26 protein-coding genes are annotated in these 23997 nt (G+C 72.9%); 10 read left to right on the top strand and 16 right to left on the bottom strand.

All coding sequences use genetic code 11. The annotated features are described in order from the left end of the window. Window positions 1-119: 119 nt before the first annotated feature. Both ACIA8F_RS16910 and ACIA8F_RS16905 read right to left on the bottom strand, forming a co-directional pair. Window positions 120-395 (bottom strand): hypothetical protein, encoded by a 276-nt coding sequence (locus ACIA8F_RS16910; protein ID WP_399379486.1) that lies wholly within the window; start codon window positions 393-395, stop codon window positions 120-122. A gap of 155 nt (window positions 396-550) precedes the next feature. Next, window positions 551-1072 (bottom strand): hypothetical protein, encoded by a 522-nt coding sequence (locus ACIA8F_RS16905; protein WP_399379484.1) that lies wholly within the window; start codon window positions 1070-1072, stop codon window positions 551-553. A 376-nt stretch (window positions 1073-1448) separates the two neighbouring features. On the opposite strand from ACIA8F_RS16905, the gene ACIA8F_RS16900 reads away from it, so the two are divergent. From ACIA8F_RS16900 to ACIA8F_RS16890, 3 genes are all read left to right on the top strand, one after another. Further along, complete coding sequence (locus tag ACIA8F_RS16900) at window positions 1449-1970, top strand: CAP domain-containing protein (RefSeq protein ID WP_399379482.1); 522 nt, start codon at window positions 1449-1451, stop codon at window positions 1968-1970. A gap of 106 nt (window positions 1971-2076) precedes the next feature. Then, complete coding sequence (locus tag ACIA8F_RS16895) at window positions 2077-2427, top strand: hypothetical protein (RefSeq protein ID WP_399379480.1); 351 nt, start codon at window positions 2077-2079, stop codon at window positions 2425-2427. 118 nt (window positions 2428-2545) lie between these two features. After that, complete coding sequence (locus tag ACIA8F_RS16890; RefSeq protein ID WP_399379498.1) at window positions 2546-4495, top strand: potassium channel family protein; 1950 nt, start codon at window positions 2546-2548, stop codon at window positions 4493-4495. Here ACIA8F_RS16890 and ACIA8F_RS16885 read toward each other — a convergent pair. Together ACIA8F_RS16885 and ACIA8F_RS16880 are read right to left on the bottom strand one after the other, a co-directional pair. Continuing rightward, the gene (locus ACIA8F_RS16885) at window positions 4483-4902 is read right to left on the bottom strand and encodes a hypothetical protein (protein ID WP_399379479.1); all 420 of its coding nucleotides are present in this window, start codon (window positions 4900-4902) and stop codon (window positions 4483-4485) included. The two genes, ACIA8F_RS16890 and ACIA8F_RS16885, sit on opposite strands and share 13 nt — an antisense overlap. 158 nt (window positions 4903-5060) lie before the next feature. Further along, window positions 5061-6059: an NAD-dependent epimerase/dehydratase family protein gene (locus ACIA8F_RS16880; protein WP_399379477.1), complete on the bottom strand. Its 999-nt coding sequence runs from the start codon at window positions 6057-6059 to the stop codon at window positions 5061-5063. Between the two features lie 197 nt (window positions 6060-6256). On the opposite strand from ACIA8F_RS16880, the gene ACIA8F_RS16875 reads away from it, so the two are divergent. After that, the gene (locus tag ACIA8F_RS16875; protein ID WP_399379476.1) at window positions 6257-6871 is read left to right on the top strand and encodes an RraA family protein; all 615 of its coding nucleotides are present in this window, start codon (window positions 6257-6259) and stop codon (window positions 6869-6871) included. A 30-nt stretch (window positions 6872-6901) separates the two neighbouring features. Here ACIA8F_RS16875 and ACIA8F_RS16870 read toward each other — a convergent pair whose 3' ends face one another. The 11 genes from ACIA8F_RS16870 to ACIA8F_RS16820 all read right to left on the bottom strand — a co-directional run bounded on the left by ACIA8F_RS16870 (window position 6902) and on the right by ACIA8F_RS16820 (window position 17513). After that, on the bottom strand, window positions 6902-7573 hold the full coding sequence (locus tag ACIA8F_RS16870) for a DUF6445 family protein (protein ID WP_399379475.1): 672 nt from the start codon (window positions 7571-7573) through the stop codon (window positions 6902-6904). Window positions 7574-7697: 124 nt separating this feature from the next. Continuing rightward, window positions 7698-9083 carry an ammonium transporter gene (locus ACIA8F_RS16865; RefSeq protein WP_399379474.1) on the bottom strand — a complete coding sequence of 462 codons (1386 nt, stop codon included), beginning with the start codon at window positions 9081-9083 and terminating at the stop codon, window positions 7698-7700. An 8-nt stretch (window positions 9084-9091) separates the two neighbouring features. Next, complete coding sequence (locus ACIA8F_RS16860; protein ID WP_399379473.1) at window positions 9092-10465, bottom strand: ammonium transporter; 1374 nt, start codon at window positions 10463-10465, stop codon at window positions 9092-9094. A 48-nt stretch (window positions 10466-10513) separates the two neighbouring features. Next, the gene (locus tag ACIA8F_RS16855) at window positions 10514-11509 is read right to left on the bottom strand and encodes an urease accessory protein UreD (RefSeq protein WP_399379471.1); all 996 of its coding nucleotides are present in this window, start codon (window positions 11507-11509) and stop codon (window positions 10514-10516) included. After that, on the bottom strand, window positions 11506-12129 hold the full coding sequence (gene ureG, locus ACIA8F_RS16850; protein WP_399379469.1) for an urease accessory protein UreG: 624 nt from the start codon (window positions 12127-12129) through the stop codon (window positions 11506-11508). The genes ACIA8F_RS16855 and ureG overlap by 4 nt, the downstream gene beginning before the upstream one ends. A 74-nt stretch (window positions 12130-12203) precedes the next feature. Then, window positions 12204-12935, bottom strand: a complete 732-nt coding sequence (locus ACIA8F_RS16845; RefSeq protein WP_399379467.1) for an urease accessory protein UreF — start codon at window positions 12933-12935, stop codon at window positions 12204-12206. Beyond that, a complete protein-coding gene (gene ureC / locus ACIA8F_RS16840) occupies window positions 12932-14656 on the bottom strand; it encodes an urease subunit alpha (RefSeq protein ID WP_399379465.1) in 1725 nt (574 codons plus the stop codon). The genes ACIA8F_RS16845 and ureC overlap by 4 nt, the downstream gene beginning before the upstream one ends. A 2-nt stretch (window positions 14657-14658) precedes the next feature. Continuing rightward, on the bottom strand, window positions 14659-15228 hold the full coding sequence (locus ACIA8F_RS16835) for an urease subunit beta (protein WP_399379463.1): 570 nt from the start codon (window positions 15226-15228) through the stop codon (window positions 14659-14661). A gap of 23 nt (window positions 15229-15251) precedes the next feature. After that, window positions 15252-16130 (bottom strand): sirohydrochlorin chelatase, encoded by an 879-nt coding sequence (locus tag ACIA8F_RS16830; protein ID WP_399379461.1) that lies wholly within the window; start codon window positions 16128-16130, stop codon window positions 15252-15254. A 3-nt stretch (window positions 16131-16133) separates the two neighbouring features. Continuing rightward, on the bottom strand, window positions 16134-16439 hold the full coding sequence (locus ACIA8F_RS16825; RefSeq protein WP_243332378.1) for an urease subunit gamma: 306 nt from the start codon (window positions 16437-16439) through the stop codon (window positions 16134-16136). Window positions 16440-16544: 105 nt separating this feature from the next. After that, window positions 16545-17513 carry an urea transporter gene (locus ACIA8F_RS16820; protein ID WP_399379459.1) on the bottom strand — a complete coding sequence of 323 codons (969 nt, stop codon included), beginning with the start codon at window positions 17511-17513 and terminating at the stop codon, window positions 16545-16547. Window positions 17514-17822: 309 nt separating this feature from the next. Here ACIA8F_RS16820 and ACIA8F_RS16815 point away from each other — a divergent pair, with 309 nt between their 5' ends. Then, the gene (locus ACIA8F_RS16815; RefSeq protein ID WP_399379458.1) at window positions 17823-18770 is read left to right on the top strand and encodes a tellurite resistance/C4-dicarboxylate transporter family protein; all 948 of its coding nucleotides are present in this window, start codon (window positions 17823-17825) and stop codon (window positions 18768-18770) included. A gap of 321 nt (window positions 18771-19091) precedes the next feature. Here ACIA8F_RS16815 and ACIA8F_RS16810 read toward each other — a convergent pair whose 3' ends face one another. Then, window positions 19092-19805: a YoaK family protein gene (locus ACIA8F_RS16810; protein WP_399379457.1), complete on the bottom strand. Its 714-nt coding sequence runs from the start codon at window positions 19803-19805 to the stop codon at window positions 19092-19094. Window positions 19806-20107: 302 nt separating this feature from the next. On the opposite strand from ACIA8F_RS16810, the gene ACIA8F_RS16805 reads away from it, so the two are divergent. The 5 genes from ACIA8F_RS16805 (at window position 20108) to ACIA8F_RS16785 (ending at window position 23990) form a co-directional block, all read left to right on the top strand. Next, the gene (locus tag ACIA8F_RS16805; protein WP_399379456.1) at window positions 20108-20542 is read left to right on the top strand and encodes a VOC family protein; all 435 of its coding nucleotides are present in this window, start codon (window positions 20108-20110) and stop codon (window positions 20540-20542) included. A gap of 42 nt (window positions 20543-20584) precedes the next feature. Then, window positions 20585-21289 (top strand): epimerase, encoded by a 705-nt coding sequence (locus ACIA8F_RS16800; RefSeq protein ID WP_399379454.1) that lies wholly within the window; start codon window positions 20585-20587, stop codon window positions 21287-21289. A 72-nt stretch (window positions 21290-21361) separates the two neighbouring features. Beyond that, window positions 21362-22573 carry an RNA ligase gene (locus ACIA8F_RS16795; protein WP_399379453.1) on the top strand — a complete coding sequence of 404 codons (1212 nt, stop codon included), beginning with the start codon at window positions 21362-21364 and terminating at the stop codon, window positions 22571-22573. A 4-nt stretch (window positions 22574-22577) separates the two neighbouring features. Beyond that, entirely contained in the window at window positions 22578-23555 is a 978-nt protein-coding gene (locus tag ACIA8F_RS16790) for an AAA family ATPase (RefSeq protein ID WP_399379452.1), read from the top strand. A gap of 69 nt (window positions 23556-23624) precedes the next feature. Then, the gene (locus ACIA8F_RS16785) at window positions 23625-23990 is read left to right on the top strand and encodes an NTP pyrophosphohydrolase (protein ID WP_399379450.1); all 366 of its coding nucleotides are present in this window, start codon (window positions 23625-23627) and stop codon (window positions 23988-23990) included. The last annotated feature ends 7 nt before the right edge of the window (window positions 23991-23997 follow it).

Below are 23997 nucleotides of genomic sequence, written 5' to 3'. Positions count from 1 at the left end.
CCCCCCCCCCCGCCCCCCCCCCCCCCCCCCCCCCCCCCCCCCCCCCCCCCCCCCCGCGCCGGGGCGCGCCCCCCCCCCCCCCCCCCCCCCCCCCGGCGCGGTGTCGTACGGAGCCGGACCTATTCGGGGGCGACCCGGCACGCGGACTCCGCCGTCGCGGCGGAGACCTGGGTCTCGGTCAGGCCGCTGACGCACTTCGCGTGGTCGCCGGTCAGGCCCACGTAGCAGGACATGCGGACGGAGTCCGGTGCCTCGCCGCCCTGGAGCTCGCGCTCGACCTGGTTGATGCACTGCGTGACGTCCGCCTGGGCGGACGGGGCCATGAGGGCCGTGCCGCCGCCCAGTGCGAGGGTCAGGCCGGTGAGGACGCCTGCGATGCGGGTCGACGTGCGCATGGGACGCACCTGCTCTCCGAGGTCGTCGCCGCCCCGGACCCTGATGGTCCGGAGCGCGGAAGTTCGGCGTCGAGCGGGTACTGGAGCGGCGTTCCGCAGGCTGAGGCGCCTGCCGTACCGGGCCGTACCGCCCGACCGGCCCCCCACCTTCGACGCTAGATCAGCCGCCCGCCGTGCGCACCCGGTGGAGTTGTGCCTGCCGTCGGCTCCGTGAGCGGCGGCCTGCAGGCGTGGAAGCGGCCGGAGCGGACGTGGCCGAAGGACGGCGGAAGCTGCGGGATCCCTTTGCCGGGAGCCAGGGTCAGGGCCCTTCCCTTGTAGCCGGTGCCGTTGTAGAGGGTGACGCACCGCCCGCTCGCCGCCCCGCCGCCGCCCGGCGACGGGTCGCCGTACCAGACCGATGCGGCGTCATTGAAGCCCACGTAGGCGGTCGTCTCGGGGAACCGCGGCATGGCCCGCGCCATGAGGCTCACCACACCCGTGTAGGACGGGCCGGTCCAGCCGCAGACCCACCCCGGGGTGCAGCGCCCGGGGGCCGCGTCACCGCCCGGACCGGCGTGGCCCGCGGGGGCGAGGGCGAAGCCCGACAGGAGGGCCAGGGCAAAGCCGGCGCACGCCGCGGCGCTCCGGCGGTGCGGGCAGGTCCCTCGGGGCGGGTCCTCGGTGTGCGTGGTCACGCTCGTCACCGCCGTTCAGCGATCCGGAAGGTGAGGCACGCACCGCAGTGGCCGCGGCCCGGTCTCCATCGCACCCCCCGGCCGCCTTGATCGCACTCCGGCACCGCCTGGGGCTTCCCCGCGACCCGAAGCCCCAGGTGAGCCACGGTGCGGGGACCGACGCGGTGCGCCGGCAACACGCCGAGGGGATACTGGGACCTGGGGCCAGCTGGTCCAGTCGGACCCGCTGGGGGCGGTCTGACGGCCGCCGACCCGAGGATCCATCGGCGATGGCTGTTTCCCGCCATCAACCGGAACCGGCCGCGGGGCATTTTCGTGATCGCCCCGACGTGAGCCCGTTCCTCCTGCATGCCCTCCGTGCGACCTGGAGGTCGCCGTGAACCTGACCGGAATGCACCGCCGCGCCGCCGCGGCCGCCTCGGCGGCCCTGATGGCCGGAGGCCTCCTGCTGGCGACGGGCGGCGCCGCGACCGCCTCCCCGGCAGCCGTCCCCGCGGACGTCAGCCCCGCCGAGCAACAGGCCATGCTCGTCGAGACCAACGGCATACGCCAACAGAACGGCCAACCGCCGCTGACCTGGGACCCGGGACTCGCCAGCCAGGCCCAGAGCTGGGCCGACGACCCGCAGTCCTCCGCCGGCAACCAGCTGAACCACAGCACGGCGAACGTCGCCGAGAACATGTCGAGCGTCGCACCCACCGGGGCTGTCGGACAGTGGGCGGCGGAGAAGGCCGCCTACGACGCCGCAGGTCCCGACTACGACACCGGCAGTGCCTCGTACCGGGATTGGGGCCACTACTACAACATGATCCAGCCCAACTACACCAAGATGGGCTGCGGCGCGATGAGCGGCGCGAACATCCCCGGTGGCTGGGTCACGGTGTGCCAGTACTCCTGAGACGGCGCCCACATCACCCGGACGGCGGAGCACCGGGGGCCGCGGGCGCCGTGCCGGGGCAGTCTGTCCGTAGGACCGCCACCACCGCACAGACGAGGACCGCGCCATGTCCCACAGCAGGCGTATCAGCATCATCGCGGGAACGGCAGCGCTGCTGCTGACGGCCACCGCCTGCTCGGGCCTGGGCCGGAGCACCGTGGGGATGCTCGAATTCCGCGGCCACGACTCGCCCGTCGAAGTGAGCTACAGCAACACCTCGGTCAAGGGCTGCCACAGGATCGCCCTGCCGAAGGGGGCGACCCACGTGGAGAACAACACCCTCGTGGACGTCGTCCTGTACCAGACGGAGGACTGCCGCAAGCTCGACCGGGGCGACGGCACCTACGTGGCCACGACCCTCTCGAACGTGACGGCCCCCGAGGCGCTGCCCTGGCGCAGCTTCACCGTCATCCACTGACGCCCGGCCGCCCGCCCGCCGGCGCCCGGCCGCCGTCCGGCCGGAGCGGCGGGCACGGCATGCTGGGACCGTGTCCTCTCCTTCCGCGCACCCCCAACCGACCGAATCCGCCGACCTGATGGTCGTGTGCGGAGACGACGGGCTCGCCCACCGGCTGGCCGCCGAACTCCGCGACGTGTACGAGGAGCGGGTGACGCTGGTCGTACCGGCCGCCCGCGAGGTGCGCCCCGGGACGACCGCCGGACAGGGCCGGACCCGCGCCCGGGCCGGGCGCGCCCTGCTGGAACGGTTCCCGGCCGCGCGCATCCGTACGGCCGCCGCGGACCGGCCCGGTCCGGGGGAGTCGCACGTACCGGACATGCGGGTGCTGGAGGCTCCCGTCCCCGACGAAGAGGCCCTCTCCGCCGCCGGGGTGGCCGGGGCGGCGGCGCTGGCACTCGTCTACGGGGACGACGAGACGAACGTACGGGCCGCCCTCGTGGCCCGGCGGCTGAACCCCAGGCTGCGGCTCGTCATCCGGCTCTACAACCGCAAACTCGGCCAGCACCTGGAGGAGTTGCTCGACCAGGCGGCGCTCGTCTCGGAGCCGGGGATCGACCTGCGGGGGCTCGACTCCGCCACGACCGTGCTCTCCGACGCCGATACGGCCGCCCCCGCACTCGTGGCGTCCGCCGTCGCCGGCACCAGCAAGGTCATCCAGGCCGACGGCCTGCTGCTGCGCGCGGTGGAACGCACACCTCCCGGCCCCGGCGAGGTGGCCGACCCGGGCCTGTGCACCCTGGCCCTGCTCTCCGCCACCGCCGTGGACCCGGCCGGCGCCGACGGATCGGAGCTCGGCGGGGACCGGGGCCCGCACCTGCTCCCGGACGCCCGGTCCGTGGCGGCCGCGACCGGCCGGGGGATCATCGCGCTGGAAGCCGTCTCCCACACCGCGGCCGCGCCCGAAGGGCGGCTCAACCAGGTCTCCCTGCCCGTCGGTTCGCTGTTCTCCCGCAGGCTCCGCTGGTCGCTGGCCGGGATCACGGCCGCCGTGGCCGCCCTCGCCGTCGCCTCCTCGCTGGTCACGGGTGACACCCCGCTGCACGCCGGCTACCTGACCCTGCTCGACGTCTTCGCGATCAACGACCCCGCGCTCGACCAGCCCCCCGAGCGGCAGCTCCTGCAGATCCTGGCCGGCTTCGTCGGGCTGCTCCTGCTGCCCGTCCTGGTCGCGGCCGCGCTCGAAGCACTGGGCGCCTTCCGTACCGCCACGGCCCTGCGCAGGCCGCCGCGCGGGCTCTCCGGCCACGTCGTGCTGCTCGGCCTCGGCAAGGTCGGCGCCCGGGTCCTCGCCCGGCTGCGCGAGCTGGGGATCCCCGTGGTGTGCGTGGAGTCCGATCCGCTGGCCCGCGGGATCGCCCTCGCCCGCCGTCTGCACGTGCCCGTCGTGGTCGGGGACGTCACCGACGAAGGGGTCCTGGAGGCCGCCCGGATCCACCGCGCCCACGCCCTGCTGGCGGTGACCAGCTCGGACACCACCAATCTGGAGGCCGCGCTCTACGCCCGCTCGGTGAAACCGGACGTACGGGTGGTGATGCGGCTGTACGACAACGAGTTCGCCACCGCCGTGTACCGGACCCTGCGCGAGGCACACCCCGCGGCCCTCACCCGCAGCCGCAGCGTCTCCCACCTGGCCGCGCCCGCGTTCGCCGGGGCGATGATGGGCCGCCAGGTGCTCGGCGCGATCCCGGTGGAGCGCAGGGTGCTGGTGTTCGCGGTCCTGGAGGTGGCGGGCCATCCCCAGCTGGAGGGCCGCACCATCGCGGAGTCGTTCCGGCCGGGCGCCTGGCGGGTCGTCGCCCTGGACACCGCCGCCCCGGCGGACCGCCGCCCCGGCCTCGCCACCGAACCGGGCTACGACACGGCCCGGCGGCCCGCCCTGGTCTGGGACCTGCGCCCCGGCCGGGTCCTGCGGCCCGTGGACCGCGTGGTCGTGGCCGCCACTCGGCGCGGACTGGCGGAACTGCTCGGCCGAGGGCAGGCCCGTACGGCCGGGCCCGCGGACACCGGAGCGGGTCAGCCCGGCTGATCCGGCGGCAGGACGTGGTGCGTGCCGTGCCCGGCGGCGTCCACGTGCACCACGTGGCTGCCCACCCGCACCGTCTCGGTGCCCGCGGCGAGCCAACAGCCGGCGGGGCCCTGGGAAGCGGGCAGCGGGGACCACACCTCCAGGAAGGTGCTGCCGTCGAGGTTGGTGCCCGTTTCGATCAGGCGCTCGCCGTCGGGGCGCAGGATTGCGACGTCGTGGCCGGGGGCGCCGACGTCGTGGTGGAAGGTGATCTCCCGGCCGTCGTACGAGGTGGTTCCGGCGAACCCGCGGCTGTCCGCGTACAGGCTGCCGGTCTGGAGCCACACGACGTGCTCCGTTTCCCGGAGCGGGCCCCCGTCGCGGCTGATGCCGTCGCGGAGCCAGGCGCCGTGGAGGGGCGCGTTCACGGCCGGGTCCGGGGCCGGGGCCTCAGGCACGGTCGCCGAGGACGCGGGCGGGCTTCGCCCGTGCGGTGGTGCGGGTCTCCATGGCCCCCAAGGTAACGGCCGCAAGGGGGCTCCGGGGCATCAGGACACCGGTCACAGGCGCCCTGATGCCCCGGGGCTCAGCCGGCCTCGGACGCGAGTGCGGCGAGCAGCTCGCGTTCGCGTTCGGGGTCGAGGCCCGCGCGCCTGGTCCGGGTCAGGCCCCGTGCGCGCTCCCAGCCCAGGGTGTCGGCCAGCAGCTCGGCCCGCGGACGCTGGTGCAGGCCCGCCGCGCGCGCCGCGGCCCCGCTCCGTGCCGCCCAGCCTTCCCAGCCCTCCTCCGCCACCCACATCGGCAGCGAACCGGGCCCCATGTACTCGGCCACGCCCTGGGCGAGCAGCCAGGCGGAGCCGGCGGGGACCAGCGGACCGGTGTGCCCGCCGGCCGCGCGGGACAGCTCGATCCACCGGGCGAGCGGGACCACCGGGCCGACGGCGTCGTAGGTCCCGGTGGTGCCCTTGGCCGCGCAGTCGAGGAGCCAGTGGGCGAGGTCCCGTACGTCGATGGCCTGGGTGGCGAGGTCCGGTTCGTCGGGGACGAGCATCGGCCCCAGCGGATCGGCCGCTGCGCGGGCCGCCCAGTAGCCGGAGCGGTCGCTGTGATCGCCCGGGCCGCCGATCAGGCCGGCCCGGGCGATGAGGAGCCGGTCGCCGACGGCGGCCGTGGAGGCCTGCTCGCAGGCGACCTTGGCCTCGCCGTACTCCGCGCGGTCGACTTCGTCCGCTTCGGCCGCGGCCAGCAGGGGCGTGGACTCGTCGGCGTCGAGGGCGGCGTGGGACGCGTAGGCGCTGACGGAGGAGACGTAGGTCCAGTGCCCCGTCCGGCCGGCGAGCGCAGTCAGCGCCCCGCGGACGAACCCCGGCTGCCAGGACACCTCGAAGACCGCGTCCCACGTGCGGTCCAGGAGCGGTCCGTACGCCGCGGGATCGCGCCGGTCGGCCGCCACCAGTGCGGCCCCGTCCGCGACGGCGCCGCTCTCACCGCGCGCGAGGCACGTCACCCGGTGGCCCCGCTCGATCGCCTGCCGGGACAGTTCCCTGCCCAGCCATGCCGTGCCGCCCAGAACAAGTATCTCCATCGCGCCAGCCAAACACGGCTCGCGCCGGATGCCGAGGCCGGTTCGCCGAGAGCGGATGATCAGTCCGGCCGCCGTGTCCGCCCGGTCCGCGTCCGCCCCGTGGCCCGGCCGGGCCTCCAGGGGCGCGGTGACCTACGATCTTGCTGCCCCGGCCGGGCCCGCCGCAGGGGCGGCCGGTACTGAGAACAAGGACTGACATGGACAACGGCTTCCAGGGCGTCCCGCCCACCACGCTCGCCGACTTCCTCGGCCGCGAGCAGGTCATGGACATCGGCATCCGCCCGCTGTGGGACGCGCCGCGCATCGCGGGACCCGCCTACACGGTGCGGTGCGAGCCCGGGGACAACCTGATGCTGCACGCGGCCATCTACCGCGCCGAGCCCGGCTCGGTCATCGTCGTCGAGTCGGGCGACCTGGACTACGCACTGGCCGGCGGCAACGTGTGCGCCGTGGCCCAGCGCCGGGGCATCGCCGGCTTCGTGCTCGACGGGCTCCTCCGCGACCTCGGGGAGGTGCGCGCAGCGGGCTTCCCCGTCTTCGCCCGCGGTGTCATCCCCGTCCCGGGCGGCAAGAAGAAGCTCGGCTCGCTCGGCGGGGCCGTGCGGGTCGGCGGAGTGAGCGTGCACCCCGGTGACATCGTGGTCGCCGACGAGGAAGGCATCGTGGTCACCCCGGCCGCCCGGCAGGAGGAGATCCTGCGGGGCGCCCGGGCGAAGCTGGCCAAGGAGGCCGAGGAGTCCCTCGATGCCTGGGAGGAGCAGCACCGGGGCCGGATCGAGGAGGCGCTGGGCGCCCTGGGCTTCACCGGCTGACCTCTTCGCGACCCCGGCCGGACCGGCGGATCAGGCCATCCAGAAGAACACCGCCGTCATCCGCTTGTCCTCCAGGGTGTGGCCCCAGTAGCGGGTGGCGGTGTGGATCAGGTTGGCGGAGTAGAGCAGCAACCGGTTGGCCCGGTGGGGGACCCGCAGGTCCTCGACGAAGGAGTCCGGTGCGACGAACCGGGTGCCGAGCGCGTCGACCAGGTTGTTGTGCGGGGCCGCCACCTGGTTGCCGCCGAGGGAGCCGCCCGGCAGGCTCTGCCGGTAGAAGCTGGTGCCGCAGTCCTTCGGGACCGCGGGGTTGAGGTAGAGGACGGCGGCGTACCGGCACAGGGTGCGCGAATCGGTGTGGGGCCGCGGCTCGCACTCGCCTTCGCCGACGACCTGCACGCAGTTGTGGTTGAACGTGCCGCCCCCGGCGGGCTCCTGGGCCCAGATCCGCGGGGCTCCGGTCGCCCTGCGCACCAGCCGCTCCACGTGCGCGAGTTCGTCCGGCTCCAGGGCCGGCATGGAGCGCAGGCCCGGCCAGGCCTCGGGTTTGTGGGGGTACCCCTCGGTCCAGTCGTCCCGGGCGAGCAGCCGCTCGCGTACGGCGGCCGGATCGGGCAGTACGTCGTCCAGTTCCCAGAAGTCGCGTCCGCGGGTCGGCTTCCGGTAGGGCAGGACGGGCAGGGGCGGGGGGCGTAGGGGCATGCGAGGGACGGTAGTTGGCCCTCCCCGGCCCGCTCGCCACCGAAGTGGTCAACCTTGCGTCAAGTGTTCGCCATGCGGAGCGGCCGGCCCGCCGAGCGGTGGCCCGGTGGGCCGGCCCACGGTTCTAACGCTCCCCGGCGCCGCCACTCCCCGGGGTGCTCTGCAGCACCTCGCGCAGCCGGGCGACGAGGGCGGAGGCGCTTTCCGGATCCTCCCCGGCGCCCTCGGCGAGGGAATCACCGCCCGAGAGCTCCTCGAGGTTGTCGGAGAGGGCGTCGGCGTAGGCCTGTTCCTTCTCCACCATGCCGCCGGGCTGGCGCAGCCCGATGGTGACCTCGATGGCCTTGCCGATCAGTGCGGTCATCACGAAGGAGAACAGGCCGAGCACCACCGTGGCGGTGAGCTGCTTGCTCAGCAGGTCCCAAGAGCCTCCGTAGAAGAGGCCCTTGTGGCCCGTCAGCGTCCCGGTCGCGCAGAGGCCGGCCATGACCATGCCGACGATGCCGCCCCAGCCGTGGATGCCCACCACGTCGAGGGTGTCGTCCACGCCCAGCCGGTACTTCCAGCTGATGGCGAACGCGCAGGTCAGCCCGGCGAGGAAGCCGATGACGGTGGCCCATACCGGGCTCACCCCGCCGGCCAGCGGGGTCATGGCGACCAGTCCGGTGACGGCGCCCATGCACATGTCGAGCAGGCCCACCTGCCGGGTGCGCCACCAACTGGTCACCGCCCAGCCGGCCATCGCCGCGCCCGCCGCGAGCTGGCTGTTGAGGAAGGCCATCGCGGCCCCGCCCGGGGTCTCCAGGGAGGAGCCGGTGTTGAAGCCGAACCAGCCGAACCACATGAGGGACAGGCCGATGACCACGAGCGGCAGGTTGTGCGGCCGGATGCCCTGGCGGTCGAAGTCGGCCCGCTTGCCCGCGACGATGGCGAGGGCGAGTCCGGCGGCTCCGGATCCGATCTCCACGACCGTGCCGCCGGAGAAGTCGACGGCGCCGAGCTGCTTGGCGACCCAGCCGGCCGGGTCGAACACCCAGTGGGCCATGGGGATGTAGACCAGCAGGGTCCAGGCGATGACGAAGGCGATCCAGCCGCCCATCTTCGCGCGCCCCGCGATGGACCCGGCGATCAGGGCCACGGTGACCACCGCGAAGGACAGGTGGAAGACCACGAAGGTGACCGTGGGCACGGAGCCGGTCAGCGACCTGTTGTCGATCCCGCGCAGGAAGGCGTGGTCGAGCGTGCCGATCACCCCGAGTCCGCCGGCATCGGGGCCGAAGGCCAGGGAGTACCCGATGGCGAACCAGAGCACGGTGACGATCACCATGCAGAAGAAGATCATCTTGAGCATGGCGACGATCTGGCCGGTGCGGACCATGCCGCCGTAGAAGAAGGCCACTCCGGGAGCCATCAGCAGCACCAGGGCCGTGGCCATCATCAGCCAGGACGCGTTGCCGGAGTCGGCGGCGGAGGGTGCGGCCGAGACCACGGAGACGGCTGCGGCAATCATGTGCGCGGTCACTTGTCACGCTCTCGTCGGTCCAGTACGGATACGATCTCGGCGAGCAGCGCGGCGTCCTGCTGCTCCGCCTCCTCCTTGGCGGCGCCCACCGCGGCGGGCTCGCGGGGCGCGGCCGCTGCTCCGCCGATCCGGTCGCGGATCTCGTCCAGGGTCGCGTTGTCGTAGGCGACCTCCTCGTCCCGGCCGGGTACGTTCTCGTACTCCTCCGAGGCGCGGAAGCCGACGGCCTTGTCGATCGCCTTGGCGATGAGCCAGGTCATGACGAAGGCGAAGGAGCCGACCGCCAGGACGCCGACGGCCTGACGCCAGAGCTGGTCCGGGCCGCCCCCGTAGAAGAGGCCCTTCTTGCCGCTCATCGCGGCCGTGGCGAAGAAGCCGATGGAGAGCACGCCGACGATCCCGCCCCAGCCGTGCACGCCGACCACGTCGAGGGTGTCGTCGACGCCGATCTTGAACTTCATGTTGATGGCGAAGCAGCAGACCACACCGGCGGTGAAGCCGATGATCAGCGCGCCGAGCGGCGAGACCTCGCCGCAGGCCGGGGTGATGGCCACCATGCCCGCGACCGCGGCCGAGGCCACACCGAGCATCTCCACGTGGCCCAGGCGCCACTTCTCGATGATCGGCCAGCCGATCATCGCGCCCGCGGCGGCCAGTTGCGTGTTGAAGAAGGTGGTCGGTGCGCTGCCCTCGACCTGGAGCGCGGAGCCCGCGTTGAAACCGAACCAGCCGAACCACAGCAGCGCCAGCCCGATGATGACCAGGGGCAGGTTGTGCGGGCGGATCGTCTCGCGCTCGAAGTCCTTGCGCTTGCGCAGCACGATGGCCACCGCGAGCCCCGAGGCGCCCGAGCTGAGCTCGACCGGCAGACCGCCGGCGTAGTCGAGCGCGCCCAGCGACTTCTGGATCCAGCCGTCGGAGGCGAACACCCAGTGCGCGGTGGGCACGTAGACCAGCATCGTCCAGGCGACGACGAAGACCAGCCAGCCCTTCATGGTGGCGCGGCCCGCGATCGAGCCGCTGATCAGCGCCACCGTGATGATCGCGAAGGACATCTGGAAGCAGGCGAAGATCACGGTCGGGATGGAGCCGTGCAGGGAGTCCATCCCGATGCCGCGGAAGAAGGCGTAGTCGAGATTGCCGATCATGCCGCCGCCGGAGTCCTTGCCGAAGGCGAGGGAGTAACCGACCGCGACCCACAGGATGGTCACCAGCGACAGGCAGGCGAAGCTCATCTTGAGCATCACCAGCACGTGCTTGGTCTTGACCATGCCTCCGTAGAAGAAGGCGAGGCCGGGGGTCATCAGCAGCACCATGGCGGTGCTCGCCATCATCCAGGCGGTATTACCCGTATCGTAGCCACTGGGCATCTGGTGGAGCTCTCTCTGGTCGTGAACAGGCAGGGGAGGAAGCGGAGTTCAGGTCTTGCGCAGGTCCGGGGCCGGTACGCCGATCAGCCTGCGCCGCACCGCGTCCCAGACGGCCCCGAGCGCCCGGGTCACGGCCTCGGTGTGCTCCCCGAGGACCCGCACCCAGGCCCCGCAGTCCTGCGGCAGCACGCTGACCCCGTACGGGAGCCCGCCGGCGGCCAGGGTCGCGTGCATCAGGTCGGCGAGCTCGCGGGCGGGGGCGAGCGGGCTGACTGCGAAGAAGCAGGCCATCACGGAACGGCCCGCCAGTACGGCGGGTCCGTCGACGGAGCCGCCGTCACGCCCCGGGATTCGGCCCGGCTCCAGCCGTACGGTGTCCAGTGCCACCAACTCGCCGCCCGGCCTGCGTAGTTCGAAGTCGGAGGCGAAGACCTGGTAGGCGTTGCGTTCCCCGTGCGCCAGCCGGCCGGTCAGCACGGTCTCGCTCACCAGCACGGTGGCCGTGGGGTCGGCGGTGATCACCGTGCGCTGGTAGAAGCGGGAGTCGACGTAGGGGATGACCGGATCCGGCAGGTACTCGACGTACGCGTCCGCCCCGGCGGTCAGGAAGGTCTGGGCGACGGCGTAGTCGTGCTCCATCCGGTAGACCTTGGTGGCCGCCTGCGTGGTGACGTGCCCTGCGGTGCCGGGCCCGAAGGACAGGTCGGTGCGCAGCCGGTCGGCCTGGATGACCCCGCCGCCCGTGGACATCAGGAAGGTGACGGGCAGGTCGGGGCGGTACGGGTCGAAGTAGAGCGGCCGCATGATCTGGAGCGGGGACTTCTGGTAGTGCCGCACCAGCTCCGTGCGGCCGCCGACCCGCTCGAAGCCCAGCTCCAGCAGCCCCACCTTGCCGGGGCGCCCGACACCGAGGGTGTCGGGCACCGAGGAGTGCCGCAGGACCTCCAGGGGGACGCGCGGCGGTTCGTAGTGCGCGGCCTCCAGGCGGGCGGGCGGGAGGAGGGCGCGGGGTGGAGTGTGGGGCGGGTCCGCCACGACGCTCACGCCGGGACCCGGCGGAAGGACTCGATGAAGGTGGCCACGTCCTCCAGGCCCTGCCCGGTCAGGCAGTTGGTCAGGACGACCGGGCGCCCCTCGCGCACGCGGTGCGCGTCGGCCTCCATCACCCCGATGTCGCAGCGGACGTACTGGGCGATGTCGATCTTGTTGATCACGAGCAGGTCGGACTCGGTGATGCCCGGCCCGCGCTTGCGGGGCATCTTCTCGCCCTCGGCGGTGTCCAGGACGAAGAGGAAGAGGTCCACCAGGACCGGGCTGAACGTGAGGGTGAGGTTGTCGCCGCCCGACTCGTAGAGCAGGGTGTCGACATCGGGGAACCGTTCCAGCATCTCGGCGCCCGCGGCCAGGTTCATCGTCGGGTCGTCGCGCACGGCGGTGTGCGGGCACGCACCGGTCTCCACGCCCACGACGCGCTCGGGGTCGAGCACCCCGGCCAGGGTGCGGCGGACCTGGCGGGCGTCCTCCTGGGTGTAGATGTCGTTCGTGATCACGGCGGGCCGGTGGCCGCGTGCGATGAGCACGGGAACCAGGGCCTCGATCAGCGCCGTCTTCCCGGAGCCGACGGGGCCGCCGACGCCGACGCGCAGGACGTTGTCCTCGGTCATCAAAGTCACACACCTTAGGGATAGGACGGTCTGGTGAAAGGGGTCGGAGAACGAAGGAAGGCGAATGCGGCGGATCAGGTCGCGAACAGCCGTGCCTCGGCCCGTTCGTGACGGCCCGACATCACGTCCGCCATCGGAACGCACCCGCCCAGATCGGCGAGTTCACGACGCAGGGCCGCCCCCGCCACCTCCTCGATGACGGGCGCGATCCCGCGCAGCACCACCTGGGCCTTGCGGTGGTCCGTGAGCCGCAGCCGCAGCGCGGCCCCGGTGAAGCTGGCCGAGTAGGCGAACAGATCGCTCACGACGGCCTGTTCGGCCGGTACGCCGGCGGCCGCGTACGCGACCCCGGCGGCCACGGCCTGCGAACCGGGGGCCCGCCTGGCCGCCACGAGCTCCGCGTACCGCTCCAGCGCCTCGCCGCCGATGCACTCGCGGGCGAGGTCCAGCAGCTGGCGGCCGGTACGGGTGGCGGCGCGGCGCAGCCCCTCGTTCAGCTTGGCCGCGTTCAGCCGCCGGTCGGTCTCGGCCAGCGCCTCCCAGTCACCGGCCAGCGCTGCCCGGTGGGCCAGCGCCAGCGCGGTGGCGTCGGAAGGCCCCACCGCATGCCGCAGCAGGTCGGCCAGCAGCCCGGGTACGCCCTCGGGGGTCACGGCCTTGGCCTGGGCGTAGCCCTCCAGGCCGTGCGAGAGGGTGTAGAAGCCGCTGGGGAAGGCCGAGTCGGTGAGCTGGAGGCTGACCAGCAGGGCCTGTACGGGCGTCACGGCCGCGGGGCCGGCCGCGGCGGGGTCGGCGGCCCTGCTCATGCCAGGTAGAACAGGTGGTTCAGGGGCAGTTCGCGGGCCGGCTCGATGGTGGCGGGCACCCCGTCGAGGGTGACCTTGTAGGTCTCCGGGTCGACCGTGATGACCGGCAGGGCGTCGTTGCGGACCATGTGCTGCTTGCCGACGGTGCGGCAGTGCCTGACCGGCAGGACCCTGCTGTCCAGGCCCAGCTTCTGCGGCACGCCGAGGTCGATCGCGGCCTGCGACATGAAGGAGACCCGGGTGGCCTGCTTGGCCTTGCCGTAGGCACCGAACATCGGCCGGTAGTACACCGGTTGCGGGGTCGGCAGGGAGGCGTTCGGGTCGCCCATGAGCGCCCAGTTGATCAGTCCGCCCTTGATGACCATCTTCGGCTTGGCGGCGAAGGAGCCGATCGGCCACAGCACGACGTCGGCGAGCTTGCCCGTCTCCAGGGAGCCGATGTGCTCGGCGGTGCCCGAGGCGATCGCCGGGTTGATGGTGATCTTGGCGAGGTAGCGCAGCGCGCGGAAGTTGTCGTTGCGCTCGGTGTCGCCGTCGAGCTTGCCGCGCTGGTCCTTGCAGTGGTGCGCGGTCTGGAAGGCGCGGGTCCAGGACTCGCCGATGCGGCCCATGGCCTGGGAGTCGGAGGAGAAGATCGAGATGACCCCCTCGTCGTGCAGCACGGTCTCGGCGGCGATGGTCTCGGCGCGCACGCGCGAGTCCGCGAAGGAGACGTCCTCGGGGATGTCGTGCGACAGGTGGTGACAGACCATCACCATGTCGAGGAGCTCGTCGACCGAGTTCACCGTGTACGGCAGCGTCGGGTTGGTCGAGGACGGCAGGACGTTGGGCTCGCCGGCCACCCGCATGATGTCGGGGGCGTGGCCGCCGCCCGCGCCCTCGGTGTGGAAGGTGTGGATGGTGCGCCCGTCGATGGCGGAACGGGTGTCCTCGAAGAAGCCGGACTCGTTCAGGGTGTCCGTGTGCACCGCGACCTGGACGTCGTAGGCGTCGGCCACGTCGAGGGCCTTGCTCAGCGCGGCCGGTGTGGTGCCCCAGTCCTCGTGCACCTTCAGGCCGCAGACCCCCGCCTCGACCTGCTCGATCAGCGCTTCCGGCAGCGAGCCGTTGCCCTTGCCCAGCAGGCCGACGTTGACCGGCAGGTCCTCGGACGCCTGGTACATGCGGCCGATGTTCCACGGCCCCGGGGTGCAGGTGGTGCCGTTGGTGCCGTCGGAGGGGCCGGTGCCGCCGCCGATGAGGGTGGTGATGCCGTTGGACAGGCCGTGCTCGGCCTGCTGCGGGGCGATGAAGTGGATGTGCGTGTCGATGCCGCCGGCCGTGGCGATCATGTGCTCACCGGAGATCACCTCGGTGCCGGGCCCGATCACCAGCTTGGGGTGCACCCCGGACTGGGTGTGCGGGTTGCCGGCCTTGCCCAGACCCGCGATGAACCCGTCCTTGATGCCGAGGTCGCCCTTGACCACACCCAGGATCGCGTCCATGACCACCACGTTCGTGATGACCAGGTCCAGGGCCCCCTGCAGGTTGGTGGCCTGCGGGTCCTGAGCCATGCCGTCGCGGATGCCCTTGCCGCCGCCGTAGACGGCCTCGTCGCCGTAGTGGCCCTCGTTGTGGTCCTTCTCGACCTCGATGACCAGGTTCGTGTCCGCCAGGTGGAAGCGGTCGCCGACGGTCGGCCCGAACAGGTCGGTGTACTGCTTGCGGCTCAGGACAGCCATCGCTACTTGTCGCCCTTCTTGGAGGTCTTGGACTTCTTGGCGGTCGCGGTCTTGGCGGGTGACTTGGCTGCGGGCTTCGCCGCGGGCTTCGCAGCCGGCTTCGCGGCCGGCTTCGCGGCGCGCTCGGCGGCGGGCTTCGGCGCCGCCTCCACCGCCGGCGAAGCCGCCTGCGCGGCCGCGGCCTGCTGGGCCGACTCCGCCCGGGCCCCCAGGAAACCGAGCTCGACCGCCCGGTTCATCGCGCGGACGCGGGTGTCGGTGGAGCCCAGGCCGCCGTTGACGAGGGAGCTGAAACCGATCAGCCGGCCGTGGCCGCTGTACGCGGTGAGTTCCACCTCGCGGGTGTCGCCCGGCTCGAAGCGGACGCCGGTGCCGGCGGGGAGGTCGAGGTGCATGCCGTAGGCGGCGTTGCGGTCGAAGTCGAGGGCCCGGTTCACCTCGAAGAAGTGGTAGTGCGAGCCGACCTGGACGGCACGGTCACCGGTGTTGGAGACGGTGACCTTGGCCTTGCGGCGGCCTGCGTTGATCTCTACGGTGCCTTCGCCGTAAAGGTATGTGGCGCCACCTGACATGGTGGTACTTCCCTTCCTTCGGATCAGTGGGGGGAATGGCCGTGCGGGTGGCCGTGACCCTGGCCGTGCGCGTGCCGGTGGCCCTCGCCGTGGGCGTGCGCATGCGTGTGGTGCGGCTCCGTGTCGGGTGCGTCCGGACCCGCGTGGTGGTGGTCGCCGCCCGGACCGTGGGAGTGCGCGTACCCGTGCCCGTGTTCGGCGTCGAGGCCCTCGGTCACCCCGTCCTGCCCGTGGGCCAGCCGGTGCAGCGCCTCCTGCGTGCGGGCCCGTACGACCTGGGAGACCGCCGCGTCGGACAACAGCGGACCGGTGTCCAGGACCCCGGCCGGGAGCACGGCGATCGGGGCGAACGCGGCCCGTACCGCGGCGATGTGCCCGGCGCCGAGACGGCGGCAGCGCTCCGCGCCCTCCGCCAGGTCCGGGTCACCGCCGTCGAAGGCCACCTCGACCCAGCGGTGGTGCCCGTACTGGCGCACCAGCCGGGCCACCCGGAACAGGTCGGCGTCCTCGAAGGGACCCGCGGCGGGAGCGGTGACCAGAACGGCCGAGGTGTCGGGCGCCTCGCGGACCGCCTTGAGGGCAGCGGTACGGAGCCACGCGGTCAGGTGGTCCACGGTGGCGAAGGGAGGCGCCAGCACGAGCCGCCCGGGCTCCTCCTCCCGGCTCAGCCAGCGCAGGGCGCGGGCACAGTCGGCGATCAGCCCGGGGTCGCGCCCCAGCGTCATCGGGACCACGCACACCGGCTCGGGCGAGGCGGCGAGCGCCGCGCGCACGGCTTCGGCCAGCGGCCGTCCGGGAGGCACGGCGCCCACCGCGGCGCCGCCCTCGTGACCGCCGGCCAGCACGACGGAGACGGCCGGCTCCGTTGCCCGGCCCGGCCGTTCGGTTGCGATCGCCGCCACCGCTCAGGCGCCGACGGGGTCGTGGCAGGAGACGAGCTTGGTTCCGTCCACGAAGGCCGCCTCGACCTGGAGCAGCGGAAGCATCTCCCGTACGCCCTTCATGACGTCGGCGGCGGAGACGATCTGCTTGCCGAGCTCCATGCACTCGGCGACGGTCCTGCCGTCGCGGGCGCCTTCGAGGATGCCCTCGCTGATCAGGGCGCAGGCCTCGCTGTAGTTGAGCTTGACGCCCCGGTCCCGCCGCTTGCGCGCCAGGTCCGCGACGACGTAGATCCAGAGCTTGTCCATCTCACGGGGAGCGAGATTCATCGGTCACTCACTTTCGGCTCTCAAGGTGGTTCAGGTGCTGCTGCCGGTGCTGCCGGTGCTGCCTCTGCTGCCGCTGCCGTCGGGGCGGCTTCGGCCGGGGTGCTGTCAGGTCCGCTGCAGCCGGGGGATCTGGGGGACGGCGGCGACGAAGACGACCGTGGTCAGGACGAACGGCCAGGTGAAGGTGTGGCCGCCGAACGGGGTGAAGAAGGCGGTCATCGCGGCCGTGAGCCCGGTCGCCGCCGCGGCCCCCAGGACGGCGAACGCGAAGCTCCAGTTCGACCGGACGAGGAAGACGCCGCACAGGGCCATCGCGACGAGCACGCTGCTGTAGCCCATCAGCCCCTGGGACACGCCTTCCGACGGCGAACCCATCGCCCAGGCGACGAAGATGGCCGTGACGCTGCCGACGCAGGCCATGACCCCGGCCACCCGGCTGGCCACGAAGATGCCGGCGAGGAAGATCAGGCCGACGTACCACTGCGGCATGAAGAAGATCTGGCCGACGTTGGCGAAGAAGGCGCGCCAGAGCTGGCCCCAGTCCAGCTGGGTGGTCCCGGCGGCCGAAGCGGGCAGCGCCGCCAGATCGGGGCCGGTGTGCCACACCCGGGAGAAGCTGGGCGCCGCGATGGTCATGACGCTCGCGATGATGCAGAACGGCGCGGTGAACGTGGGGATGTTCCAGGTGCCCAGGATCGTGGCCAGCGCCGAGGTGACGACCACCACGGTGACGCTGCCGCCGATCGCGAGCAGCAGGGTGGACAGGTGGTCCCAGCCGAGGAAGACGGCGAACCCGAGCGAAACGAGGGTGCCGTTGAAACCGCGCAGACCGGCCGAGACGATCTCCCGGTCGATGCGGAACGCGTAGGCGGTGGCGGTGCCGACCACCGCGCCGAGGAGCCCGTAGAGGGCGTACTGCCAGCCGGCCGCGGCGAGCGCGGCGAGGAAGAAGATGCCCGTGAACGCACTCGGCATGAAATCGACCTGGGCGACGCCACGCAGGACTTCCTGGATGAAGCTCGCGGGTTGAGCGGGAGCCTGGCGTGCGGCGGGCTCCGTTGCCACGGCCTGCATTTCATTCTCCAATGTGCAAAAAGAGAGGGCCCTGAAGGGCCCGTGAATCGGCGGTGCGTTGACGAAGACAGTACCGGTGCGCCGGATCAATTCCGCCTGAGCGCGGGCGTGTCGGGGTAGCGGGACAATGCGGCCGGGATGCCGTAAATGTTTTCGTCATTCCCGTTCCCGCGAGCGGAAATAGGATCGGAATATCGCATGTCCCAGGGCCGGGGGAGGGGCCGTTCGCCGCGCCCGGAAGGGTCATCGACGCCGCCGCGAGGGCGCGCCGCGGCGGCCCGGACCGGTGCGGTGGTGTCCCGTGGCGGAGTGCGATTCCTCGCGGGTGCCCGATGGTGGGCGGAGCTGTCTCCGGCCGCCGGCGCCGCCGTCATGGCGGCCGGGATCATCTCGGCCGGCCTGCACCTGATCGGCAGGGACGGGCTGTCGATCGCCGCGCTGGCCTTCTCCGCCGCGCTGTGGCTCGTACTCGCCGCCGACTTCACGGCCCGGCTCCTCGGCGACCGGCGCCGGTTCCGCGCCGAGGCCGACACCCCGGCGGCCCTCACCGCCGTGGCCGCCACGGCGGTGCTCGGCACCCGGCTCTCCCTCCTCGGCTGGCAGGCCGTCGCCCTCGGCCTGCTGGTGCTGGCCGCCGCGCTCTGGCCGGGACTGCTGGTCGCCGTACTGCGGCACTGGGGCTACCGGATGCCCGGTGCGGCGTTCCTCGTCTGCGTGGCCACCCAGGGGCTCGCCGTCCTGGCGGCCACCCTGGCCGCCCGCACCGGCCACGACTGGCTCGGCCGGGCCGCGCTGGCCGCCTTCTGCCTGGGAGTCCTGCTCTACGCCGAGGCGCTCGTACGCTTCGACTTCCGCCAGGTGGTCTCGGGCGCGGGCGACCACTGGGTGGCCGGCGGGGCGCTCTCCATCACCGCCCTCGCCGGAGCCGGGCTCACCGCCTCACCGCTGTGGACGGGCTGGGTGCACGCGGGGCTGCGCACCGTCACCCTGGCGTCCCTCGGCCTCTCCCTGGCCTGGTACGCCGTGCTCCTCGCCGCGGAGGCGCTCCGGCCGCGCACCCGCTACGACATCCGCCGCTGGTCGAGCGTCTTTCCGCTCGGCATGACGGCGACCGCCTGCCTCGCGGCGGCCGCCCCGACCGGCGTGGGGTGGCTGAGGCCCCTCGGCACGGTGCTGCTCTGGGTGGCGGTCGGGGCGTGGGTGCTGACCTCGGTCGCACTCCTCGCGGAACGGGGAGGGGACCGTCCGGGAAAGTGAGCGGCGGATCGGAATGCGGGACCGGATCAAAGGTGCGGCGGCGTCGCAGCCGGGAAAGCGCCGCCGAAAGGGCGCTGTCGAAAGGACGCTGCCTCTACGGTGTCGCCGAAACGGCTGAGCGGAAACGGCTGAGCGGAAACGGCTGAGTGGAAACGCCGGAGCCGAAACGCCGAAGGGTACGGTGCCGGGAATCCGGTGGCGGGAACTTCCGCCGTCGGAAGGCCGTCGTCTCTTCGTACGGCCGTCGCCCGGAATTCCGCGGAGCGGGCGGACGGAAAGGGATACGGGCACGGCCGGCCGTACCGGAGGCGGGTCCGCGCTTCACGGCCGGCGCGCGGTGCCGTCCCACCGGGGGGAGAGGGCTACGCAGCCCAGCAGACCCACGGCCAGGACCAGCGCCCACACCGCACCATGGCGCAGCGTCAGCACCCCGCCGGCGAGGGCTCCGAGGAGCAGGGCCACGACCGTCACCAGGCGGCGGAGCGGACCCGGCCCCCACGGATCGGCCGCCAGCCCGGTCAGGGCCCTGGTGACCACGGTGGTGGTGAGGTCGGGGACGGCGAGCCGGTGCACGACGGCGTTCTGCAGGCCCATGCCGAGGGCGAGCAGCGCGATGACCCCCGGCGGTCCGGCGCCGAGCCCGGTCAGTGCGAGCGCCCCGCCCACCAGCACCGTCTGCACCGCCACCAGCGGCACGAACATCCTGGCCGCCCCGGTGGTCCGCCGCAGCCGGCCGGTGGCCGCCGCCCCGGCCAGGAAGGCGCCCACGGCGAGCAGGGAGTCCGGAGCGGACAGGGACCGGTCCCCGGCGATCGCGAAGCCGAGGAAGACCACGTTGCCCGTCATGTTGGCCACGAAGACGTGGCCGAGCCCCAGATAGCTCACCGCGTCGACCACGCCGCTGACGAAGGTGAGGACGATCAGCAGCGGGGGCAGCACCCCGTGGGGAGGCTCGGCGCCGGGCGTCTGCGGCGGGAACAGCCGCGCGGCCAGCGGGCGCAGGATCCCGTGCCGCCGGGGTGGGGTGGAGGTCATGGGGGTGCCTCTGGTCCTCGCGTGGCCCGGTCCGCGACGCGCGGAAGCGGAGGGGGGCTTCGTCCCGGGAATGCTAGCGAGGGCGGGTCCGCGCGGGGAGGAGCGACCCGCAGGGGTTCCGGCCGTTCCGGCCGGGCCTCGGCGGGCCCCGGGGTGCGAAGACCGGCCCCGGCGGGGTCCGGGCCGTGGCCTGCGTCCGGCTCTCGAACCCGCAGCACCGGGAGGGAAGTTCCCCCCTCGCACCCCGCCCCGGCGGTGGGTCCTGCCGTGCATCGCCGGAGGGCTGCGGGTAGGGTCGCGGCATGGCTTACACGTTCCAGGTCACCGTGGACTCCGCCGCACCGCACGCCCTCGCCGACTGGTGGGCCGAGGCTCTCGGATGGGAAGTCGAGCCCAGCGACGAGGAGTTCATCCGCTCGATGATCGCCGCCGGGCGGGCGACCGAGGAGGACACCACCACCCACCGGGGTGTCCTCGTCTGGAAGGCGGGCCAGGGGATCCGCCACCCCGAGGGCCTCGAAAGGGCGCCCCGCATCCTCTTCCAGTACGTCGCGGAGCCCAAGACCGTCAAGAACCGCGTCCACCTCGACGTCCGCACCGGAGAGGACGACCCGCGGGCGCTCGTCGAGCGGCTCCTCGCCAAGGGGGCCGAGCACCTCCACGAAGGCAACCAGGGCCCCTCCGTCTGGGCCACCCTCGCCGACCCCGAGGGCAACGAGCTGTGCATCTCCCACTGACGGCGCCCGCCTGACATCGTCCGCCCCGCCTAGGGTGGTCCCGTGAACGTCATCCTCTTCGGTGCGACCGGCATGATCGGCCGGGGCGTGCTGCGCGAGTGCCTGCGCGACGACTCCGTCGACAGCGTGCTCGCCATCGGCCGCAGCCCCCTCGCCGTCACCCACCCCAAGCTGCAGGAGCTCGTCCGGCCCGACCCGACCGACCTGTCGGTGCCCGGGCCGGACCTGGCCTCGTACGACGCGTGCTTCTTCTGTCTCGGGATCTCCTCCTTCCGCATGAAGGAGGAGGAGTACCGGCGGATCACCTACGACCTGACGCTCGCCGCCGCCCGCCCCCTCGCCGCCGCCAACCCGCGGCTGACCTTCGCCTACGTCTCCGGCGAGGGCACCGACAGCACCGAGAACGGCCGCTCCATGTGGGCCCGGGTCAAGGGGAAGACCGAGAACGACCTGCTCGAGCTCCCCTTCGAGGCGTACATGTTCCGGCCGGGGATCGTGCAGCCCGACCGCGGCATCCCCTCCAAGACCCCGCTCTACCGCGCCGCTTACGCCGTCACCGCGCCGCTCTTCCCGGTCCTGAAGCGGTTCGCGCCCGACCTGGTGACCACCACGCGCGCCCTCGGCCGCTCGATGATCGCCGTCGCCGCGGCCGGGCCCGGCGGCGCCGGCACCCAGCGGATCCTGCGGCCCGCCGACATCAACCGGCTGGGCGGAGAAGGCCCGCACAGGGCGAAGGACCTGGGATAACGGGACGATAATCGGTTTCGGCCGGGGCCTCCCGCACCCGAGAATGGGGCATCTCGAACCGGGAGGAACCCCATGAGCCAGGACCACCTGACTCTGCACGACCTGATGCCCGCACAGGCGCTGACCGAGGCCATCGACGCCGGATACGTGCTCCGCAAGGCACACCCCGAGCTGCCGCTGTCCCTCTACACCTACAGCCGGACCGCCCAGTACGAGCAGGTCTGGAACCAGGTCACCACGCGCTGTCGCGGACTCGTCGCCGACGACGTCACCGGCGAGGTCGTCGCGCTGCCGCTGCCCAAGTTCTTCAACGTCGGCGAGCACGAGTCGGGCCGTCCGTACGCGCCGGCCCTGCCGGACGAGCCGTTCGAGGTGTACGACAAGGTCGACGGCAGCCTCGGGGTGCTCTTCCACTACGCGGGCAAGTGGCGCGCCGCGTCCAAGGGTTCCTTCACCAGCACCCAGGCCGTCTGGGCGCAGCGCCGCCTCGACGGACGGGACACCTCCGCGCTGGTCCCCGGCACCACCTACCTCGCGGAGATCCTGTACCCGCAGAACCGCATCGTCGTGGACTACGGGGACCGCCGCGACCTGGTCCTGCTCGCCGCGTACGGAGCGGACGGCACCGAGGTGCCGCTCGCCGAGGCCGCCGGTCACTGGCGGGGCATCGGCTCCGTGGTCACCGTGTGGCCCGCCATGCCGCTGGACGAACTGCTCGCGCTGACCGGCTCCAGCACCCTGCCGGGCGGCGCCGCCTCCACCGGCACGGACGCGGAGGGCTTCGTCCTGCGCTTCGCCTCGGGCGTCCGCGCCAAGGCCAAGATCGCCGAGTACGTACGCCTCCACAAGGTGCTCACCGGGGTGACCGAGCGCGACATCTGGCGCGGCCACGGCATCCAGCGGTTCGCCGGCCTGCCCCTCAAGCAGCTGGCCCAGGGCCTGAATTGCACCGTCGCCGAGATCGAGGCCTCGGACGGAAAGCCGCTCGACGCCCTGCTGGAGCAGGTGCCGGACGAGTTCGACCACTGGGTGCGTTCGGTGATCGAACGTCTGGAGGCCGAGGCCGCGCTCCGCGAGCGGGCCATCGACGAGGCGTACGCCTCACTGGCCCATCTGGCCGCGGACCGGGGCGCGTTCGCGCGCGCCGCCAAGGCGACGGTCCGCGACAGCGGGGTCCGCGGCGCGCTGTTCCAGCGCCTCGACGGCAGGACGACCGAGCTCGTCACCTGGCGGCAGGTGCGGCCCGAGGCGTCCGACCCCTTCACGAACGACGAGGAGAACTGAGCCCGTGTCCGAATCACCCGAAACCGAGACCCCCGTGTCCCCGGCCGCGCCGCCTGCACCGCCCGCGCTGCCGGTGGTCCACGTCATGACGGGTCTGCCGGCCTCCGGGAAGACCACCGCCGCCCGCGCCCTCCAGGCGGAGTCCGGCGGCCGGATGCGCCGCGTCAACCTCGACGACCTGCGGGCCATGCTCGACGTGCCGGACCCGGACCGGGCACGCTCGTACAAGCACGAGCAGACCGTGCTGGACATCCAGGACGCCGCCGTCGCCGCAGCCGTCGAGGGCGGTTTCGACGTGGTCGTCGACAACACCCACCTGACCTCCTACATCCCCAAGCGGCTGAAGGCGGCCGTCGCGGGACGGGCCACCTTCGTGGTGCACGATTTCACCGACGTGCCCGTGGAGGAGTGCCTGCGCCGCGACGCCGCGCGCGAACGCCAGGTCGGCGAGGAGATCATCCGGATACTCGCGGACAAGCACGCGAAGGCGAAGCGGGGCGGCTGGCGGCTCACGGCGGACTGGCTCAACGACCAGCCGGACGTGTCCCCGTACGTCCCCGACCCGGCGCTGCCGTCGGCGGTCATGTGCGATATCGACGGCACGCTCGCAATGACCGGAGACCGCAATCCGTACGACTTCTCGCGCTGCGGCCTCGACACGCTGAACGCGCCGGTGCGCGACGCGCTGGACTCCTTCCGGCGGGCCGACGGCGACACGATCGTGCTGCTGTCGGGGCGGGGGGAGGAGCACCGGGAGCCGACCGAGGCCTGGCTGGCCGCGCACGAAGTCCCGTACGACGAGCTGTGGATGCGGGCGGCCGGCGACACCCGCCGCGACGACATCGTCAAGGCGGAGCTGTTCAACGCCCACGTGCGCGACCGGTACGCGGTCCGGGTCTCCCTGGACGACCGCGACCGCGTGGTGGCCATCTGGCGGCGGATGGGCCTGGCGACCTGGCAGGTCAACTACGGCGACTTCTAGAACGGCCGGCTGAGGCGGTAGGGCCGGTACGGGCGCTGCGGCGTCCGGCCGCCCCGCCATACTGGGGAGGTGGACGAGCCGAACGTACTGATCGTGGACGGTGCCAACGTCGTCGGGTCCGTGCCGGACGGCTGGTGGCGGGACCGGCGCGGGGCCGCCGAGCGGCTGCGCGACCGGCTGGCGCTGCGCGACGGGGGCGAGGAGATCGTCCTCGTCGTCGAAGGCGCCGCGCGCGGCGTCGCATCGGTGCCCGGGGTACGGGTGGACGAGGCGCCGGGCAGCGGCGACGACCGGATCGTGGAACTCGCGGCGGCCTGCGCGGAGCGCGGCGGATGCGTCGTGGTCACGGCGGACCGGGAACTGCGCGAACGGGTACGGGCGCACGGTGCGCGGTGCGTGGGACCGCGCGCCGTACGCCCGGAGATGCGGTCCTAGGACGGGC

This window comes from Streptomyces sp. NPDC051563, assembly GCF_044454225.1.
In the GTDB taxonomy this organism is placed as follows: domain Bacteria; phylum Actinomycetota; class Actinomycetes; order Streptomycetales; family Streptomycetaceae; genus Streptomyces.
The sequence above is the reverse complement of the archived record's forward strand: the minus strand, read 5'-3'. Positions and strand labels throughout refer to the sequence as shown.

Coding starts and splice junctions, on each gene's coding strand:
- ACIA8F_RS16875 (WP_399379476.1), top strand. CDS start 6,257: ATGGACAACGGCTTCCAGGGCGTCCCGCCCACCACGCTCGCCGACTTC.
- ACIA8F_RS16810 (WP_399379457.1), bottom strand. CDS start 19,805: ATGACCTCCACCCCACCCCGGCGGCACGGGATCCTGCGCCCGCTGGCC.
- ACIA8F_RS16880 (WP_399379477.1), bottom strand. CDS start 6,059: ATGGAGATACTTGTTCTGGGCGGCACGGCATGGCTGGGCAGGGAACTG.
- ACIA8F_RS16825 (WP_243332378.1), bottom strand. CDS start 16,439: ATGAATCTCGCTCCCCGTGAGATGGACAAGCTCTGGATCTACGTCGTC.
- ACIA8F_RS16860 (WP_399379473.1), bottom strand. CDS start 10,465: ATGCCCAGTGGCTACGATACGGGTAATACCGCCTGGATGATGGCGAGC.
- ACIA8F_RS16845 (WP_399379467.1), bottom strand. CDS start 12,935: ATGAGCAGGGCCGCCGACCCCGCCGCGGCCGGCCCCGCGGCCGTGACG.
- ACIA8F_RS16820 (WP_399379459.1), bottom strand. CDS start 17,513: ATGCAGGCCGTGGCAACGGAGCCCGCCGCACGCCAGGCTCCCGCTCAA.
- ureC (WP_399379465.1), bottom strand. CDS start 14,656: ATGGCTGTCCTGAGCCGCAAGCAGTACACCGACCTGTTCGGGCCGACC.
- ACIA8F_RS16795 (WP_399379453.1), top strand. CDS start 21,362: ATGAGCCAGGACCACCTGACTCTGCACGACCTGATGCCCGCACAGGCG.
- ACIA8F_RS16835 (WP_399379463.1), bottom strand. CDS start 15,228: ATGTCAGGTGGCGCCACATACCTTTACGGCGAAGGCACCGTAGAGATC.
- ureG (WP_399379469.1), bottom strand. CDS start 12,129: ATGACCGAGGACAACGTCCTGCGCGTCGGCGTCGGCGGCCCCGTCGGC.
- ACIA8F_RS16910 (WP_399379486.1), bottom strand. CDS start 395: ATGCGCACGTCGACCCGCATCGCAGGCGTCCTCACCGGCCTGACCCTC.
- ACIA8F_RS16895 (WP_399379480.1), top strand. CDS start 2,077: ATGTCCCACAGCAGGCGTATCAGCATCATCGCGGGAACGGCAGCGCTG.
- ACIA8F_RS16870 (WP_399379475.1), bottom strand. CDS start 7,573: ATGCCCCTACGCCCCCCGCCCCTGCCCGTCCTGCCCTACCGGAAGCCG.
- ACIA8F_RS16805 (WP_399379456.1), top strand. CDS start 20,108: ATGGCTTACACGTTCCAGGTCACCGTGGACTCCGCCGCACCGCACGCC.
- ACIA8F_RS16865 (WP_399379474.1), bottom strand. CDS start 9,083: ATGATTGCCGCAGCCGTCTCCGTGGTCTCGGCCGCACCCTCCGCCGCC.
- ACIA8F_RS16890 (WP_399379498.1), top strand. CDS start 2,546: ATGGTCGTGTGCGGAGACGACGGGCTCGCCCACCGGCTGGCCGCCGAA.